Origin of the sequence: Paludibaculum fermentans, assembly GCF_051172195.1 — a bacterium.
Taxonomy (GTDB): domain Bacteria; phylum Acidobacteriota; class Terriglobia; order Bryobacterales; family Bryobacteraceae; genus Paludibaculum; species Paludibaculum fermentans_A.
Genome location: NZ_JBPJAQ010000001.1, coordinates 6,463,031 through 6,479,975, shown reverse-complemented (window position 1 = coordinate 6,479,975; position 16,945 = coordinate 6,463,031). Strand labels below are relative to the sequence as shown.

General features: G+C 60.5%; 14 protein-coding genes. 5 read left to right on the top strand and 9 right to left on the bottom strand.

All coding sequences use genetic code 11. The features are described 5' to 3' along the window. Positions 1-297 precede the first annotated feature (297 nt). From ACR9Y2_RS26070 to ACR9Y2_RS26045, 6 genes are read right to left on the bottom strand one after another with little or no spacing between them, the layout of a single operon-like run. On the bottom strand, positions 298-1,956 hold the full coding sequence (locus ACR9Y2_RS26070; RefSeq protein WP_435044655.1) for a hypothetical protein: 1,659 nt from the start codon (positions 1,954-1,956) through the stop codon (positions 298-300). A gap of 17 nt (positions 1,957-1,973) precedes the next feature. Further along, on the bottom strand, positions 1,974-2,759 hold the full coding sequence (cmr6, locus tag ACR9Y2_RS26065; RefSeq protein ID WP_435044654.1) for a type III-B CRISPR module RAMP protein Cmr6: 786 nt from the start codon (positions 2,757-2,759) through the stop codon (positions 1,974-1,976). After that, positions 2,743-3,171: a type III-B CRISPR module-associated protein Cmr5 gene (locus ACR9Y2_RS26060; protein ID WP_435044653.1), complete on the bottom strand. Its 429-nt coding sequence runs from the start codon at positions 3,169-3,171 to the stop codon at positions 2,743-2,745. Before ACR9Y2_RS26060 ends, cmr6 begins: the two co-directional genes overlap by 17 nt. Further along, positions 3,165-4,223 carry a type III-B CRISPR module RAMP protein Cmr4 gene (gene cmr4 / locus ACR9Y2_RS26055; RefSeq protein ID WP_435044652.1) on the bottom strand — a complete coding sequence of 353 codons (1,059 nt, stop codon included), beginning with the start codon at positions 4,221-4,223 and terminating at the stop codon, positions 3,165-3,167. The genes ACR9Y2_RS26060 and cmr4 overlap by 7 nt, the downstream gene beginning before the upstream one ends. Continuing rightward, a complete protein-coding gene (locus ACR9Y2_RS26050) occupies positions 4,220-5,494 on the bottom strand; it encodes a type III-B CRISPR module-associated Cmr3 family protein (protein WP_435044907.1) in 1,275 nt (424 codons plus the stop codon). The genes cmr4 and ACR9Y2_RS26050 overlap by 4 nt, the downstream gene beginning before the upstream one ends. Before the next feature lie 11 nt (positions 5,495-5,505). Further along, the gene (locus ACR9Y2_RS26045; RefSeq protein ID WP_435044650.1) at positions 5,506-7,758 is read right to left on the bottom strand and encodes a type III-B CRISPR-associated protein Cas10/Cmr2; all 2,253 of its coding nucleotides are present in this window, start codon (positions 7,756-7,758) and stop codon (positions 5,506-5,508) included. A gap of 502 nt (positions 7,759-8,260) precedes the next feature. On the opposite strand from ACR9Y2_RS26045, the gene cas6 reads away from it, so the two are divergent. Next, complete coding sequence (gene cas6 / locus ACR9Y2_RS26040; protein ID WP_435044649.1) at positions 8,261-8,770, top strand: CRISPR system precrRNA processing endoribonuclease RAMP protein Cas6; 510 nt, start codon at positions 8,261-8,263, stop codon at positions 8,768-8,770. 5 nt (positions 8,771-8,775) lie between these two features. Here the strand turns inward: cas6 and ACR9Y2_RS26035 are convergent, their stop codons facing one another. Beyond that, positions 8,776-9,090: a CRISPR-associated protein Csx3 gene (locus ACR9Y2_RS26035; protein WP_435044647.1), complete on the bottom strand. Its 315-nt coding sequence runs from the start codon at positions 9,088-9,090 to the stop codon at positions 8,776-8,778. Positions 9,091-9,384: 294 nt separating this feature from the next. Here ACR9Y2_RS26035 and ACR9Y2_RS26030 point away from each other — a divergent pair, with 294 nt between their 5' ends. Together ACR9Y2_RS26030 and ACR9Y2_RS26025 are read left to right on the top strand one after the other, a co-directional pair. Then, positions 9,385-10,095 carry a TetR/AcrR family transcriptional regulator gene (locus ACR9Y2_RS26030; protein WP_435044646.1) on the top strand — a complete coding sequence of 237 codons (711 nt, stop codon included), beginning with the start codon at positions 9,385-9,387 and terminating at the stop codon, positions 10,093-10,095. 179 nt (positions 10,096-10,274) lie between these two features. After that, positions 10,275-12,818, top strand: a complete 2,544-nt coding sequence (locus tag ACR9Y2_RS26025) for a glycoside hydrolase family 2 TIM barrel-domain containing protein (protein WP_435044645.1) — start codon at positions 10,275-10,277, stop codon at positions 12,816-12,818. An 81-nt stretch (positions 12,819-12,899) separates the two neighbouring features. Here ACR9Y2_RS26025 and ACR9Y2_RS26020 read toward each other — a convergent pair whose 3' ends face one another. Further along, on the bottom strand, positions 12,900-13,397 hold the full coding sequence (locus tag ACR9Y2_RS26020; RefSeq protein ID WP_435044644.1) for a ferritin-like domain-containing protein: 498 nt from the start codon (positions 13,395-13,397) through the stop codon (positions 12,900-12,902). A gap of 314 nt (positions 13,398-13,711) precedes the next feature. On the opposite strand from ACR9Y2_RS26020, the gene ACR9Y2_RS26015 reads away from it, so the two are divergent. Further along, complete coding sequence (locus ACR9Y2_RS26015; protein WP_435044643.1) at positions 13,712-14,263, top strand: RNA polymerase sigma factor; 552 nt, start codon at positions 13,712-13,714, stop codon at positions 14,261-14,263. A gap of 60 nt (positions 14,264-14,323) precedes the next feature. Here ACR9Y2_RS26015 and ACR9Y2_RS26010 read toward each other — a convergent pair whose 3' ends face one another. Next, positions 14,324-14,818: a DUF4142 domain-containing protein gene (locus ACR9Y2_RS26010; protein WP_435044642.1), complete on the bottom strand. Its 495-nt coding sequence runs from the start codon at positions 14,816-14,818 to the stop codon at positions 14,324-14,326. Between the two features lie 662 nt (positions 14,819-15,480). Here ACR9Y2_RS26010 and ACR9Y2_RS26005 point away from each other — a divergent pair. Next, positions 15,481-16,914, top strand: coding sequence for a sigma-54-dependent transcriptional regulator (locus tag ACR9Y2_RS26005; RefSeq protein ID WP_435044641.1), 1,434 nt, complete (start codon positions 15,481-15,483; stop codon positions 16,912-16,914). Positions 16,915-16,945: the final 31 nt, after the last annotated feature.

Below are 16,945 nucleotides of genomic sequence, written 5' to 3'. Positions count from 1 at the left end.
GTCCGTAGCCCGACGAGGTCTGCCATGCGGTCCCTACGCCCGCGTCAACGTCCCATAGCCATGGAGAAGCGGATTCCTTCTCGGTGGAGCCGAATATGGAATGCTGGACTTCGAGGATTTTTGAGGCGGGAAGGCCACGGCTGGGGGCCCCTGGGGGGGCTGACTCCAAACCCGCCGCAAGAGCCCGCAACCAGAACTCCAGACCGGAGATAACACCTTCCAGCCGCAAGGGAGAGTCAGGCTGAGCACGCCATTGAATGAGTGGCGTTACGATCTCGAATTGTCCAGTCCACAGAGTCATAGTTCCTCCGCTTCTTTCATCGCGGCTGCAGCTAGCGCGGACAGCCGGACCCGCACCGAGGTGATCTCGAACGGATTATCGGCGGAAGCATCCCGCGCTCCCTGCTGAAACAACTTCAGTCCGCGTTCGGGATGCGACACGGCTTCGACTAGTTCATCGAGCATCCGAGAGATCTCCGCAGGCACTTCAGACCGCTGGAGGCCCCACTCGGCAGCCGCCTTGAGAAGCAACTGCTCCAGCTGCGTCTTGGAAGTCCCTTGCACGTGGTGCATCAGTAGATTCCGCTGTTCGCGCAATTCCCTGAGTGATTCCACGCGTTTCACCCATAGCAGAAAGGGCTCTCGAACCTCCGCCAGTTGTGGGCATTGCGCTGACACGGCAGGCCACCGGCGCTCGTCGAACACGCCTTGCAGTGCACAGATGCACGCTTCCGCCGAGAGAGTCTTGCAGTCTATCTGACGGAGGCCTGCGGAATGGACGGCGAGTTTCAGTTCAGTCAACCGAGGCCGGAGTGGAGTCAAGGAAGCCAGCTTGACGTTTCTTCGCAAAACGAGTTCAGGGACACCCAAGGCGGCTGACACGATGAGGAACCGCAACCGCTCAAAGATCAGCCCGGACAGCCAAACGACATCGTCGACCCAGCGGTCGCAAGTCGGCGAGTCGAGTTGCTCCACTCGCTGGAATGCGGCAGACAGCTTCCAGACCGCGAGCCGATACTGGCGTGCAAGCCGATCGAGATCGCCGGCGACCCGATCTGGCGGCTGAAGACGCCATTGGCCCTCCAGACCGGTGATGGCCGCTTTCAATTCAGAAAGTTTTGGGCTGGTTCCGGACGGAAAGGGTGGAACCAGATCGGCGAGAACGGCCAGGCGAGAATAGTCGCAGTCGAGCGCGGCGTGGGGGATTTCACTTCCCAGCCGGGCCAAGGCGAGGAACTGAGCACTGGCGGCCCGAATCAAGCTTTCCTTCGGAAGCCCGCCGAGACGTAACAGGTCTTCAGCAGGGCGATCGATCTGGACAGGCCGGGCCGCGCGCCGGTTTCGGCGTTCCACGGCCGCCAGGAGTGCGGCATTGATCATGGGCAGGCCGGGCGATTGAGCGATGAGGATTTCGCTGGCTCCGATCAGGGCGCCGTCGAGATCCGGAATGCCCTGGATGAGCTGTTCCGTCGCCACCATCGCCCGCTGGACAAGGTGTGGATCATCGGTATAGGTAAGCAGATGGATCCGCGCAGCAGCAGTCAAGGGCTGGTGTCGAGGGGTGAGGCGGAGCCAGGCAGTCAGGAGTTGAGCGGTGTGGTGAGAGTCAAAGTGCGCCGGTTCCTGTGGATCCACGGGCATCTGATTGCGGTCAAATCGCAGATCCTGATGAGTTGGGTTTTCGGTGCAGGCGAGCACGATCCAATCGATTTTGCTCCAGCCCTTCTCCTTCACGTAACGCAGGAGCGCTTCCGCGATGGGGAAAGTGAGGCGCGGGAGCCAAGCATCATTGGCCTGTTCCTGAATCCATTTCGTACGCTCATAGAACGAGCATCTGCTCGCGGGGAGGGCGTTTCTGATGGCCCGTTCTTCCGATCCCGGGTGCCCGAGCGAGACGTAATGGGTCCAGGCCCCCTGCTCCTGGCGAAGCGCCAAGCGAGGCTCCTGCGTGCCCATGTTGAGGACTAGAATCTTCACTCTGGGACAACCTCGACGCGCAAGCGCCCGTAGCCCTTGCGGCTTCGCCCGCCGACACCTGCTTCGCGCATGCTGCCGTGCAGCCATTCATAGACTTCCTGCAGATAAGCGACGGGGGTATCCGGCCGCCGGCCCAAGAGAGCAAGGTGGAATTGAACACCTGGCCTCAGGCACAAGAACTCGACCGGCGTCGGGTTATTCCAATCCACCGGCCCCTTGGCGGTTTCCCCTTCAAAGAACGGTTTCAAGTGCGGAGTGAAAACTCCCTGCTGGAAGTAGGAGTTCGCGGCGACAGGCCACGCTTCGGTGATTCGAACTTCAGCTTCGCCGGCCATGTCGCCCAGTCGCTTGTCCAAAGTAGTCTTGGAGATCTCCGGATCGGCGTAAGTGAACGCCCAATGGCGCAGAGCGCCTTTCAGCGCGCTGGAGCCCAGGTAGGGCGTGCCGTAGACGGGGTGGAGTTGGAAGCTCATGTCGTCCACCCTGCCTTCGGAAAGCCCCAGCGCCAAGGGCCGACGGATGGTAACGATCAGTTCCAATACGGGAATGCCCCTCGCTCGCAGGCTGATCCAACCCTGACGAGCCCGGCCGTACAGATTCTGAATGAGCGAAGCGGTATCTGCTTGCTGGAGGAGTCTATTGAGACCCTCGAGGGCGCAGCCGACCGGTGTAGCGGCTTTTGGGTGATCCTCAACCATGGGTTCCCGGTAGAGCAACAGCGCGCCGTTCGAACAACCCGCGCAATCAGGCCAGCGGGGCTTGTATTTAGCTGTGGTCGCCATTTTCGCTTCCTGAGCCGGCATCTTCCTCTTCGGGAGCTAACGCCTGCGTCCAGTGCTTGAGCCAAGCCGAGAGCTCCACGCACTCCCGATTGATGTCCCGCAAGGTTCGAGAGTCTACCGTTTGCACTCGAAGAGAGAGTTGATCATTCTCAGGGTCTGGCCAATTGAAGGCGAGACGGTCGCCGTTCAGCCATGTTTCAAACCGTTGGTAGGTCCAGTACGGCGTACCTCTGCGAGAGGTCAGCAGATACGGAATTACTTTGAGGATCCCGTTCACGGCCAGCAAGCTGGGCAGCTTCTTCATGAAGGAAGTGAACTCACGTTTGTCCCCATTCGCGTTCGGCCTAGAATCCAGTTCCCGCCTCACCTCGTCGAATGAGAACTTTGAACGTTCTTCAGAGATGTTCAGCATGTGGGCTCTCCATTGGTGGCCAAACCGATCGTTCCCCCCAGGAGGGCGGACCGTAACAGACCCTTTCCGAGGCTGCGCCCTCCGCCCAGACGGATGCGGGTTCCGGTACAGACACCTGCCGCAAAGTAGGTGTTCATTGCGTCGCTATCAGGGAAGACGGCGGTGCCTGGGACACCCGTTAGGGGTTCAGGCATCACCACGGCCAGGGAGACGACGCTGTCTGGTGGCAGGAACTCTTCATTCCATGGCCCGAAGGCTACTGTACCCCCTTCGTTAAGCTGGATGTGAGTTTCAATTGGCAGGTGCATTTCGGCGAAGGCGAGGAAGTCGTCGTTGGAGAGGATGGCGAAGTGGGTCGCGAACCGGCTTTTGAAGTATTGATCGGTGAGATCGGCAGGCTGAGCAGACCCGTAAAGCCATTCGCTGAACCAGAGGGCCAAAGCATCGCAGGACGATTCGAAAGGTGCCAGCACCTGGAAGCGATAGTCCTCGAGAAAGATGTGGCCGGTGGATTGCGCTTGTAGGGGGCTGCTGGCTACCACGGCGGCCTGTGACTCGCCGGGTTCCGGTACGGCCAGCCCCAAAAAGCGCTCCGCGCTGGCCCGTGTCTCGTCGTTGAGATAAGGCAAGATGCCGGCGACATCACGCTTGAGTCGTTGCAGCTGCAGCGGGCAAGTCACCATGGCGTAGACGGAGACCCGGCTGCGAATGGGCAGGAGCAAAAGCCGACCTTCTTGAATGAGACCCATGCCCGCAGTCAGATCCCCCCTCTCTGGACCAAAGAAGGCGTCGACCTGCTTTTCGGCAGCTTGTCTGGTGCCCTCCCCTGCGGCGGTCACCGAAGCCGCGAGGCTCTCAAAGTGCTCGCGCAGAGCCCCTTTGACAGTGGACGCCTGGAAGATGGGCAGCTTCGTGAAATTTTCCCGTTGGATTGGCAGATCCAAGTGGGAGATGGTCGAACCCGTACCGGCATGCACCCCGGATTCGGCATGTAGCGCCAGAAGCTGGGCACGGCCTCGTGGGGCGGGCGTGTTGTTCAGTGCTTCGGTCATAGTTGAAGTCCTCCAACGAGTACGATGCCCATCCCCATTCGCGCGCAGGGATGAGGCGAGTCTGATGCGGGGGCGAGGGGCCCCTCCTGAATCGAATTCATCCAAAATCTGTCCATCACGGCCTCGGCGAGGTTCGTTCCACCGCTGGCGCTCAGGAAGTAAACCGCGCCTGGTGCGACGTGCGGCCTGGATGGTTTTGGCGATTTGCGGACCAAGTCCCAGCCGCTGAGCCAAAGGGGGCGAGCGATGGTAGCGGAGATCAGTTGATAATCGATACCGTCAAAGCGGGCACCACCGGTGGCAGCGTCAATACCATCCGGGAACCAGCCATTCCGGGTAAACAGGCCAGGGGTCAAGAGGAGCAGACGAAAGTAGAGTTTTCCGCCGCGCTGAGATTGGTGAAGGTGCTGCCGCACGGCATCGCGGACGCGGGTGGCGATCGCTGGAGTCTCAACAGATGAGGCGCTGAAGGGTCTTCTCTCCCCTCCAAGTCCGACGACAAACTGCCGAGGGAGGGCATCAGCACCGGCGGTGACATCGAAGCGAAAGGACATCACGCTGCCCTGTTCACCGGCCCGAGGCCGAATGAACTCGGCCGTATAGAGCGCACCGTCTGCAACGCGTCCTGTTCCATTCTCCTTTTCGATGCCGGAATGAGGCTCGACATCGACTACGCGAGATGCGACCGAGGAGCGCAATGAGGGGGCCAGAGTCAGATAGCGAAGCAGATTCCCGCCAACATCATCAGGAGCATCGACAGGTAGAAACATGCGGCCGGGATCATTCTGGATCGCTGAGCCGCGAGGCCAGCCGAGATGCCCCGAGGCGAGACGGACACGCGGAATGAGGTTGTGGAGCCAACTCACCGGCCAATTAGCGGAAGCATCCGATTCGGAATGGGAAGCGGCAGCGGGCAGCATGTAGCCGAATTCCCGCTGGCCACCGTTCATCTTCACGGGGATCGCATCGGAAGGCCAAGGGAGAAGCAACTGGCTCGATCCGGAGCGCTCTTCCTCCCAGAAGGGGCCTTTGATGGTGAGAGTGCCGAGTTGCCTCCGCTTGGGATTGCCGAGAACTTCCGCGTCCGGGCCGGAGAGCGTGCCAGCCATATAAGAAGCTACGTTGACGCCGCGGGCCGTTAAGATAGCGTTTCTGAGAGCTCCGTACAGAGTCTCAGGAGGAGGACAATCCATGACCGAGACGGCGGTGCCGCCTTCTCCCGGAGAGAACGGGCGCCCATCCTTGAATAGAGCCACATCGAATGGCCTCATGCGCCAGCCGCTCATAGGACCTCCCCTTGTGCCTGTCGCGCCAGAAACCGTGCAAGGAGCAGTTGAGCCTCCACTTGCTGCCAGATACCGGTATTTCCCCCGCGAAGCACTGCCTCTTGGGCCGCACACAGTAGAGTACTCAGGGCCGCAGAGAGTTCGGGGCGGGCCTTGCCGCCGAAGAGGAACAAAAACATCGCCTGGAGTCCGGCAGTGTCGTTGATCTGCCGCATCCCGGCGGCCATTTCCTGCGCCTTGGCGACGCCGCGGGGAGAGACGTAGCCACTCCTGAAGAGGTGGGCAATGCTGTCGATCGCCGGCCACACACGGCGTCCGTCGGACGTCACCCAGGCACCAGAAGCGATGGTTTGCTGCCCGGAACGGCGCCGGATGGAGACCGCACCAGCAGCACGGCCACACTCCTCTTTCGCCGTCTCGTGGAGGAGGCGTACGGCCTCCGCCACCGCACCACTCAGTGGCTCATTAAATGGCACGAGCAGGGCAGCCTGGCTGATGGTGAGCCGACGATCCCCCCTGCGCCCCTCCGTTAGCCATCCCGAAGCGACTTCGACCCCCTGCGCAATGGAGTCCATTACGCGCAGTGGCCTGTCTGCTGGACAGAAGGCCAGATAGTCGTCCCCACCAGCGTAGACCAAACGACCGCCGAGCTTTGTCACCTCCACGTCAGCGACGGCGGCGGCAGCGGTGAGAGCCTCACCCAGCGCCAAGTGTTGGTAAAAGTCAGGCGTACGCTGATCCACGCCCAGAGTCGCAGCAAACTGAGAGTGCGCATACGAAGACAATGGGGCTGCCCGCGCACCCCGTATCCAGCCACCTATGTCGTCCATATCGCCAGCAAGAAGAGCTACATAGCGCGATGGCGGATCCAACTCCGCCTCCTTCCGTACAGCAAGCAGGAGTTCAGCGCACTTCGATGTCAGATCAGGGATCCCCTGGGCAGAGGCCACGGTGCCGTACTCCCGCCGAATCGACTCCAAGTTGAATTCGCTGTCATACCACCAAGACCCGTCCACGCGGGCAACATCCGGGAGGTCTACCTGTTTCCAGGCGTTGGCGAGGTACTCAGGGTATGGACTGATGTGAAGGAGCGGAGCACTTCCCAGCCGCTGCAGGAGAAGTATGAGTTTACTCAGAAACGCGCTGACAGCAGTCGCGACCCTAGGATTGGCAGCCTTCCTGGATAAAGACTCCAAGAAGGGAACGACAGCAACAGAGGCGGTGGAAGGGAAGGAGATCTTTGATTCTGCCTGATCTTCAAAGATCAGGCGGCTCGCGAGCCGTTTTACTACCGCCAAACCCGATAGCCGCTCGCCAGCACGGAACCGGTTCTCGATGTTGACGGACTTTCCGTCGACCCATGCTGACTTGTGCTGGCTCAGATCATCCCACCATTTTCGTAATTCCGCGGCGCCGATGGCCCCGCCGGGAAGAGCCTGTCGATAGCCGTCCTGATAACATTTCAAGCCCGGCTGCTCCCACGCCTCGAAATTGCGCAGCATCTTCCTGGTTTCCAGCTCCGTGGAAATTGCCTGGAAGCGTTCTCCGTAATCACCTGTATTGCAGGAGACTGTGGCCCAATAGATCTCGAAAACGCGGTTGGGGTCCAACTGAGCATTCCATTCCGACTTCACACACCGGGGCGGGCGGAGGGAGTTCATCACGGCAAAACACTTCCCAGTCAGTTCGCTCCACGCGATGTGTATGGCTTTCTCGGATGAATTCGCGACGGCCCTCGCCGATTCCCGTGGCACGATAGCCAGAAAACCACTTGGGCAATCTCCGCCTGCCTGCGCGGCTTCGATTCCACACCAACGGCGGTACCCACTTAGAGCCCAGGGCTGCGGAAAGATGAGCGAATCCGGCCCGAGTTGCTCGGCGATGACCTGGGCCGCCTGCCAGCTGAGATAGCTGAGTAGTTGGCTGGAACTCCAGTAGTCCGCCGTGGTGCGTGCCCTGTCAATAAACTCCTGGATGCCGGCAAAGCGGAAGGACAGGAAGACTCGGTCCGTGCCTGCACCTGCCAGCGCCGCTGCCAGGGAGAGCCGCTGCCAGATGGTAAAACACGGAAGATCCGGCCTTGCCGGCCACTGCGGGGCCTGTCGCCCAATTGTTCCCCCTTGCTTTTCGAGCGTAGAGATCAGGCGGGCTCTCCAGCGGCAGAAACTCTTCAGTTGAGTGATGGAATCAGTGTCGGAAGCCAATGTGCGGACACCTTCCGACAGGGACTGCTGGATTGCATTGTCCAATTCCTGAGCATCACCAGCCTCCGTCCAGAGAACGGAACGGGCGCAGGATATTGGATGGACGAACTCAATCTTCGCAACGGGATCAGGAAGGGATGCGAGTACAGGAGTCTCCTCGTTCTGCAAGAGGATATCGGTTGAATGCCATATTTCGTTCCAACCGTCGGTGATCAGTCCTGCGTCTTGGGCTGTGCGGAGAACGTCGGCTCTCCAAAATTCCCGACTTGGATTCCTGGCCCACCCCTCATTCCACGGGTAACCAAACCATGCAATGAGGCCATTCCTCAACATCGTCGTTTCCTCCAAACACGGAAACCCGCATTGACCGGCACATGTTCCCGGGTGATTGTTATATCACAATCATGGTTAGAACGCACGATTCCCGAAATGAGGTGGTCGAGAATCCCAGGCGGCTCTTCTGTTCAAATAAGTTCAATTTGATCGGATTGGATGCAATTCTAGATTTGCCGCAGGGCGCCTTAGAGCTTTTGTGAGGATTCTCGCCATGGCGGCGTTGCTCGTTGTGGATGCATCGGCGGGGCATGGGCGCGGTTGCGATTTGGATTGCGTTTGCTGGGGGCAGGTGGCGCAGACCATGCCGGCGATTGTGGAAGCGGCGGCGCGACGGATCCGGCTGGTATTTCTGACGCCGACGGTGTTCAAGCTGGAGCGGGCGGCGACGTTCCGGCCGGAGGATTTCGCAGCGCGGTTTTTCGAGCACAGCCTGGGGCGGGCGGTGCAGATGCACCGGACGTGTTCACAGATGCGGTTGCCGTGGGTAGAGGCTCCGGCGATGAGGGTGGAGTTGCGGGCGCACCGGTTGTTTCATTACGAGTTGCCGAGGCACAGCTTCCGGCAGGAGAAGTGGTTGGATTTCGATGGCGTGGTTGGGTGGATGGAGTTGGAGGGCGATGTGACGCAGGCGATGATGTGGGCGCGGTCGGCGGAACTGCTGCACTTCGGGCAGAAGGCGGCGTTTGGGTTGGGACGGGTGCGGGTGCTGGTGCTGGAGTAGGCGGGTCAGGCGGGGATGAGCGCTCCGGGGCGGAAGGCGGGGTCGTGGGAGATGGCCACGACGTAGCCTTGGAGCTTGGGATCAAAGCAGGCCACATAGCCATAGAGATGAGCTACGGCGTGAGCGAGGGCCATGGCTACGGGAAGGCTGGCTGGACCGGTGAAGTGGATCCCCCGACCGCCCTGGAGGTGGAGCGCGGCGATGGCGGCGATGGCATCCGGGACGATCTCCACGTTGGTGGCGGGGGAGCTGAAGGCGAGGGACACGGCGGTGACTCCTTCTGAGATGGATAGAAGGTCGACCGTGTAGGAGTGCGCCATGCTCCCAGGGTAGTGGGAAATGGAGGGGGGATGCGTGGGTGGGTTGGATTTTCTGGTTTTGGTAGTTGGGGCCTTGCGGGTGGGGGGACGTGGCCGCCCTGGCCACCTGCAGCTTCCGAAGAACTCACCAAAGTACGGCGTTTTGGGCCAGGGGATCGACGTCCCCTTCGGGCTTTTTGACGTTGCGGATGATGAGATTTGCGTTGACACCGGGGCGGTTGGGCGATAGGCTAATTCGAAAGCACTGTTCGAATTTGGATTGGGCTTCGGATTGGACTTGGGCCGGCGGCCGAGATGGATGAATCTTCCAAACGGGGGGCTTATCGCTCCCATCGGGTTCGACAACGCCAGCGCATTCTGGATGCCGCTGAGAAGCTGTTTGATGAGCTGGGGATCGACCGGGTTACCGTGGCCGATATCGTTAAGGGCGCCGGGATCCGGCCTTCCACGCTTTACGAGTACTTCCTTAATAAAGACGATATTGTCTGGGCTATCGTGGCGGACGTGTTTGCGGATTCGGCGGTGCGCGCTAAAGCACTGATGGACGCGGCGGATTCGGCGCTGGGTAAGATTACCGCCTTGTTCGAGTTTATGGCCGAGGGGTTTACCCACAGTCCCTCGAAGATCCGGTTTATGGCGCAGTTCGATGCGCTGTATGCGCGGCAGTGGTCTCCGGAACGGCTGCTCTCTTTGGAAGCGCAGGTCAGCCCGGGGGGCCTGGAGTACTTCAGCAGGCTGGTTCGCGAGGGTATCGCGGAGGGGTCGCTGCGGGCGGACCTGGATCCGGAGTTGACCCTGCATGCGGTGATCAATGCCGCGATTGGCGCGCAGCGGCGGCTCGCGTCGTTGGGTAGCCGCGTGGAGGTGGAGTACGGGCAGCCGGTGGACCGGCTGTTCCGCGAGACGATTCGGATTCTGCTGCTGGGTTTGCGCGCTCCCGATGCGGTGGCGGATTTGCAGCGAAGGAAACGCACGAAGGCTGGTCAGAAAAGAAAGAAGAAGTAAACGTGAGACACATTTCCCTTGAAGACGAAGTGGGTGCGACTGGTTGCGGCGGGCGCGGGTGTGGATGGTCTCGGCCGGATGGGCGGGCTCGGCTGTTGGCTGGAGGCTTTCGGTTAGCTATCCGCTCACTTACGTTCGCGGCTCAATTTGCGCCGCGGCGCGTTTGCGGAGTTGGCGGATTGCGACTGGTTTTGGTGTTTCTCACGGTGATTGTGATGGCTATGGGTCAATCGAAACAGCCTCGGCTGGAGTTGGCTGCCGATGCCAATTGGCGGTTTGTTCTGGGGGATCCTGTCGGCGCTGAGGCTCGTGCGTTTGACGATTCGAGTTGGCGGAAGGTGGATCTGCCGCACGACTGGAGTATTGAGAGTTCGCCCGCCAAGGACAATCCTACGGGCTCGGGCGGTGGGTTCTATCCGGCGGGTACGGGGTGGTATCGGAAGAGTTTTCGCGCTCCGGCGGAGTGGAAGGGCCGGCGCGTCAATGTGGAATTTGACGGCGTGTACCGGGACGCTACGGTGTATCTCAATGGACACAAGCTGGGGCACCAGCCCTATGGGTATACGAGTTTTCGATTTGATCTCACCTCGGAGTTGGACTACTCCGGGCCAAATGTTCTGGCGGTGCGGGTGGACAACTCGCAGCAGCCGAATAGCCGCTGGTATAGCGGTTCGGGCATTTACCGGCATGTGCGGGTGGTGGTGAACCATCCGGCTCATGTGGCGGATTGGGGTGTCTTCGTCACGACGAAGCAGGCGGGGGCGGAGAGCGCGACTGTTACCGTGCGTACACATGTGGCGAACGAGAGTGCGGCGCGGGCCGGCCTAACGGTGGAGACACGGATCGTCGATAGGAGCGGAAAGGTGAGCGGCACGGCGCACTCAGCGATCGATGTGGCGGCGAGCAGCGCGGCCGAGGCTACGCAGGAGGTAGTGGTGGCGCGGCCGGTGTTGTGGTCACTGGAGGCTCCGGCGCTGTACCGGGTGGTGACCCGGGTGCTGCAGGGCGGGCAGGTGGTGGACGAGGTGGAGACACCGTTCGGCATTCGAACGATCGCATGGTCGGCGGAGAAGGGCCTGTTGTTGAACGGCAAGCCGATCAAGCTGGCGGGCGGGAGCGTGCATCACGACAACGGTCCGCTGGGGGCGATGGCGTTCGACCGGGCGGAGGAGCGGCGCGTGCAGATATTGAAGGCCGCGGGGTTCAACGCGGTGAGGACTTCGCACAATCCCCCGTCGCCCGCGTTCCTGGAGGCTTGCGACCGGCTGGGTTTGCTGGTGTTTGACGAGGCCTTTGATTCGTGGAAGGCGAACAAGGCGAAGTTTGATTATGGGCGCAATTTTGATGAATGGTGGCAGCGCGATCTTTCGGCGATGGTGCTGCGGGACCGGAATCATCCCTCGGTGATTTTCTGGAGTATCGGGAACGAGATTCCGGAGGTGCTGGTGGAGCGGGGTCCGGGGATCGCGAAGCAACTGGCGGCGCAGGTGCGGTCGCTGGACAGCAGCCGTGCGGTGAGCCAGGCGTTTCCGACGAGCACATCGGAGGCGTTCCCGGATGCGGTGATCGCGAATCTGGATGTGACGGGCTACAACTACAACCTGGCTGCGCACCATGCGGAGGACCACCAGCGGCTGCCTGGGCGGGTGATGATGACGACCGAGTCGTTCCCGGGTGCGGCGTTCACGGAGTGGAGCCTGGTCCAAGACAATCCTTATATCGTGGGTGAATTTGTGTGGACGGCGATGGATTACCTGGGCGAGTCGGGCATTGGGTCGTATAGCTACGGTTCGCCTGAATTGGCGGCGATGGCGAGCAAGGCGATGTCGGGCATGCAGTCGATGGTGGACAAGATGTTCCTGGCGATGGCGAATGGGGTGGACATGAGCGCGCTGATGACACAGGGCGCGGCGCAGGGTGGAGAGTCCCCGATGAGCGCGATGTTCCCGGGCTTCCCGTGGCACATGGCGCAATGCGGCGATATCGACATCACGGGATATCGGAAACCGCAGTCGTATTATCGCGACATTCTGTGGAATGGGGGCGATCGTGTGTACGCGACGGTGCGGCTGCCGGAGCCGGAAGGCAAGAAGACAGTGGTGGTGGGCTGGGCTGTGTTCCCGACAAGGCCAAGCTGGACGTGGCCGGGGCAGGAAGGCAAGATGCTGCAGGTGGAAGTGTATTCGGGGGTCGAGAAAGTGCGGCTGTATCTGAATGACAAGCTGATTGGGGAAAAGCCGACGGGGCGGGCGCAGGAGTTCCGAGCGATGTTCGATGTGCCCTATGCGGAGGGCACGCTGAAGGCAGTGGGTGTTCGTGGGGAGCGGGCTGTGGCGGAGAGCATCCTGACTACGGTGGGGCGGCCCGTGCGGTTGAAGCTGACGGCGGAGCGGACGGAGGTGCAGGCGGATGGGCAGGACCTGGCGTATGTGACGGTGGAGGCGGTGGATGAGAAGGGGCGCTTACAGATGGCGGCGGACCACGATACGCGTTTTGCGATTAGCGGGCCGGGCGTTCTGGCGGCGGTGGGCAATGCCGATGGAAGGGATAGCACGCCGTATCAGGGTACGCAACGCAAGCTGTACCAGGGGCGGGCGCAGGTGATCATCCGGACTTCGAAGCAGGGCGGGCCGATTCGATTGACTGCAACGGCGCCGGGGTTGGCTGAGGGGGCGGTGACGATCCAGGCGAAGAGCGGGAAGATGCGGCCGGAATTGCAGTAAGTGGAAGTGTTGGGACTCGCGGCCTGTGAGCGGCGCCGGAATACACGGCGGGTCCACAGGCCGCGGGTTGATTTGAGCCGCTTACTGCTGGACGGCGCTCTGGGTGTCGTAGAGGCTCATGGCGCACTCAGTGAGCTTGTTGTCGGCTGTGGCCTCTTCCTTCAGGGTTTGCTGGAGGAGTCTGACGACTTCGGCTTGCTCCAATTGTTCAGCGAGTGCCCGGGCGGTGCCGTAGGCGGAGATCTCGTAGTGCTCGACGCGCTGGGCGGCGGCAATGATGGCGAGATCGCGAAGGACGCCTTCGTCGTGATCGCTGAGGGCTTCGGCGCCTTCCTCGATGAGGCCTTTCATGCCTTTGCAGGTTTTGCCGCGGGCCGGGACTTCGAGGAGCTTGAAGACCTGCTCGATGCGGGTCACCTGATTCTCGGTTTCCTTTAGATGTTCCTGCAGGGCCTCGGCCAGTTCGTCTGAGCTGGCTGCTTTGGCGAGCTTGGGAATGGCCTTGGTCAACTGCTTTTCGGCATCGTAGATGTCGCGGATGTTCTCAACCAGACAAGTGTGCAGAACGTTCTGTTGCATTGGACCTCCGACGCGTAGACCGCTGGGACTCGACTTGTGTTTCACGGCTGGGGCGCGAATTTTCCAGAAATACTGTGAATTGGCGGGACGAGAGAAAGGAGACCGCTTTCACTCGGTTTGAAGAGGAAGGCGGCGAAGGTGGGTCGAAGAGCGGCGGAACCCGCTGTACCTGAATGGATTCCAGTCGCTGGCCAGGCGGTAGAAATGTCCGGACTGTATTGCCGATATCCAGGTAATTGCGCTGGTGGCGACGGTAAACAAAGGCCGTGGTTGCGGTTCCGCGATCTGGCAGCCGAAGTGCCATTCAGAAACTCATGCGCAAGACGGCGAGCACATCACCTCGGAAGTGGGATCCGCCTCAAGCCGATGAATTCGTATTCGAGAGCGAATTTGAAGCGGGCTTCGAGAGGACGGTTCGCTTTCTGCATTCACGCGGAGCGACAGGAGACGTAGCCGAAGAGATTGCGCAGGCGGCGTGGGTTCGAGGTTGGGAGCGGCGCAACCAGCTTCAGTCCTCCGAATCCGTTGTGTCCTGGGTGAACGGGATCGCCAAGAACATGTTCCGGAACATGGCCAGAACGATCTACCGTACGGTTCCCCTCAACATCACGCAGGGCCCGTGCTCGAATGCGCATTGCGGGCACAAGACGTTGGAGTTGGAGTGCCAGGTGGACATCCAGCGTGTGCTTGAAGGTGAAGACAAGCGAGATGGATTGATCCTGCGCCTCTTTTACGAAGAAGGATATGACACACGGGAGATCGCGACGAAATTGGGTTTGAGCGCGGTGGCCGTGCGGATCCGGTTGTGCCGTCTGCGGCGGCGTATCCGCGACATGCTTGGCTTCAGCATGCTGATGGAAGCGTGAGGTGGGCGTGCGCTGCTTTGGTAAGGGGCGCACGCCATTCGTTTTCAGCCGTTGGTGCGGTCAGCGTCCGGCGCTCGCGTATTCCCGCTGGAGGGCCACGGCCTTCTCGAGGTGATTGCGCAGGGTGGGCAGCATCTTCTCAGCGAACTTGCGAACCGCCGGATCCTGCGCTGAAACGCTGGCCTGTTGGAAGGCGAGAATGTCTTCTTTATGATCGTCGACCATGGCGGCGATATAAGCCTTGTCGAAGCCATCGCCAGAGTGGAGGCTCATTTTGGCTACTTTGGCTCGAGACTTCATGGAGAGATTGGAATCCAGGGTTACGCCCTTTGTGCTGGCCAACGTGGCCAACTCGGCATTGGCTCGAGTGTGATCCTGGACGATCATGGCCGCCAGTTTCTTGACTTCCCCGCTGGCGGCTTTCTCCTGCGCTTTCTGGCCCAGTTCGACCTCCAGCTTTCCACCGTCGGCGGCGCTGGTGATAAAGTCCTTGTCGCTTCCGAACATCGCATAGGCTCCTGTAAGTGTGAGTAACAGCAAAAGACAATACTTCATGGGATTCTCCTTGAGCTTTGACTCTCAGACCGGCTCACCAATAAGCACCTATCTGAATCAAGAGCGAGCGAGTCGCCTGATAGAAAGGTGAGCAGCCTTATTTGTTTCGCAGGTTCATCACGGGGCGCCGAACCGCATTCCCGGGTTCCTGTCGTTAGCAGCGACGAGCGGCGAGCTGAATAATTGTCTGAAACAGGTTGGAGGCGTGGTGAGTCTATCCGGCATGACAACCTCCACAACGCGCCTGTTGCCCATTTTGGGGAGAAAGTCCCGGTGGGGCGGACGGCGGAACCGGTGGAAATTGCTCTCTGTTGTGTGTTCTCGCGTGCCAGGATTCTTCCTATATGACGAGCCAGGTACTGCATCTGAATGGGGGTGAGGTGGTGAATGGATGAGTGCCTTCGCGGGCTACAAGTCGATTCCTTATAGCTGCTTGTAGCGGCCCGGACTGGGGTGGATGGCTCGCCGTGTTCTTGGTGTGGATGGAAAAAATACACAATTCTTGATTTTTTACATACCTTCTCCCTGTGCCTCCGGTAGTTTTTGCACACTTGGCGGAGCTTCGTCGACACTCGCAATCTTGTTGATTACACAATAGGTTATCTGCCGCGCGCCCCTTTGGTCGGCGATTTGCAAACCAAGGGCGAGGCAGGTAATCGACTATGCAATCCGCGATTCGAGTTCTCATCATTGATCACGACGCCACTGATCGGCGAAGCGCGGCAGAAACGATTTCCCAATGGGGCTGCGAGACCGCCCAATCTACCGGCTTCGATGAAGGGCTGACACGGTGCCGCCAATTTCAACCGACCCTCATCCTGTGTGAGTTCTGCATTGCAGACGCTAATGGTTTCTCGTTTATTCGCCGTCTGCGGTCACGGGGCTTGCGTATGCCCGTGGTGCTGCAGTCCAACGAAAGCAGGATGGATCTTGCATTTGAGGCTGTGCACCAGCGCGGCGCTTACTGGATGCTGCGAAAACCCCTGGTTCTGCTGGAACTGCGCCGCCTGTTTGAGCAGCTTCAGGATGACCAGCGCGAGGCGGCCCGGGTTGTTCCCCCGGCTGGCTCCAAGCAGGAGTATCACTTTGGCAGCGGCGATGAACTGCTGCGGGTCCAGCAGATCATCGAGCGCATCGCGACTACGCGAGCGGCCGTGTTGATCCACGGAGAAAGCGGCACAGGCAAAGATGTGCTGGCACGAACGATCCACCGGCTGAGCCACAGATCGGGCCGATTTGTCGCCATCAACTCGGCTGGCCTACCGGAGGGCCTGATTGAGAGTGAGTTGTTCGGCTTCCGGCGCGGGACGTTCACCGGGGCAACAGAGGATCATGCCGGCCTGGTGCAACAGGCGGACGGCGGCACGCTGTTTCTCGACGAAATCGGCGAGATGCCGCTGGCCGCTCAAGCGAAGCTGCTGCGCGTGTTGGAGGATTCGAGGGTGCAGCCGCTGGGCGGCGAGTTGTCGGGCGAGTTGGATTTTCGTGTAATTTCGGCGACGAACCGGGATTTGGGGGACGCGATCCGCAGCGGCGGGTTCCGCAATGACCTATTCCATCGCCTGAATGTGATTCCCGTCCATCTGCCACCCTTGCGTGCGCGAAGGGACGACATTCCGGCCCTGGCCGCTGGTTTGTGCCAACTGCTGAGGGAGGAGTATGGGCACCCGGAGTTTCACGTCGGCCAGATTGCGATGGAGATGCTGCAGCGGCATGCCTGGCCCGGGAATGTCCGCGAACTGCGCAATGTCCTGGAGCGTGCGCTGATCCTCAGCGACGGCCATATCGTGCTGCCGTGCCATTTGCCGCCGTCTTTTCTGAGTGCACCGAGCAGCTCGATTCCGGCGGCCATGCGCAGCGAGGTGGAGGCGGGCCGGATCACGCTGCCCTTCCCTACTTCGATTGAAAGCGCCGAGGAATCGATCATCCTGGCGACCTTGGCCATGACGCAGAATGATCGACGGGAGACGGCGCGGATCACGGGGCTTTGCGTGAAGACGATCCACGCCAGGCTGAAGACGTACAAGAATCAGGCCGCGAAGGCAGCAGAGCTCCCTCCCATTGAGGATGCGCTGCCGGAAGCAGGACTGGGCTAAGAGGCGGCCGGCAGGGTCGTTTCGATTGAGT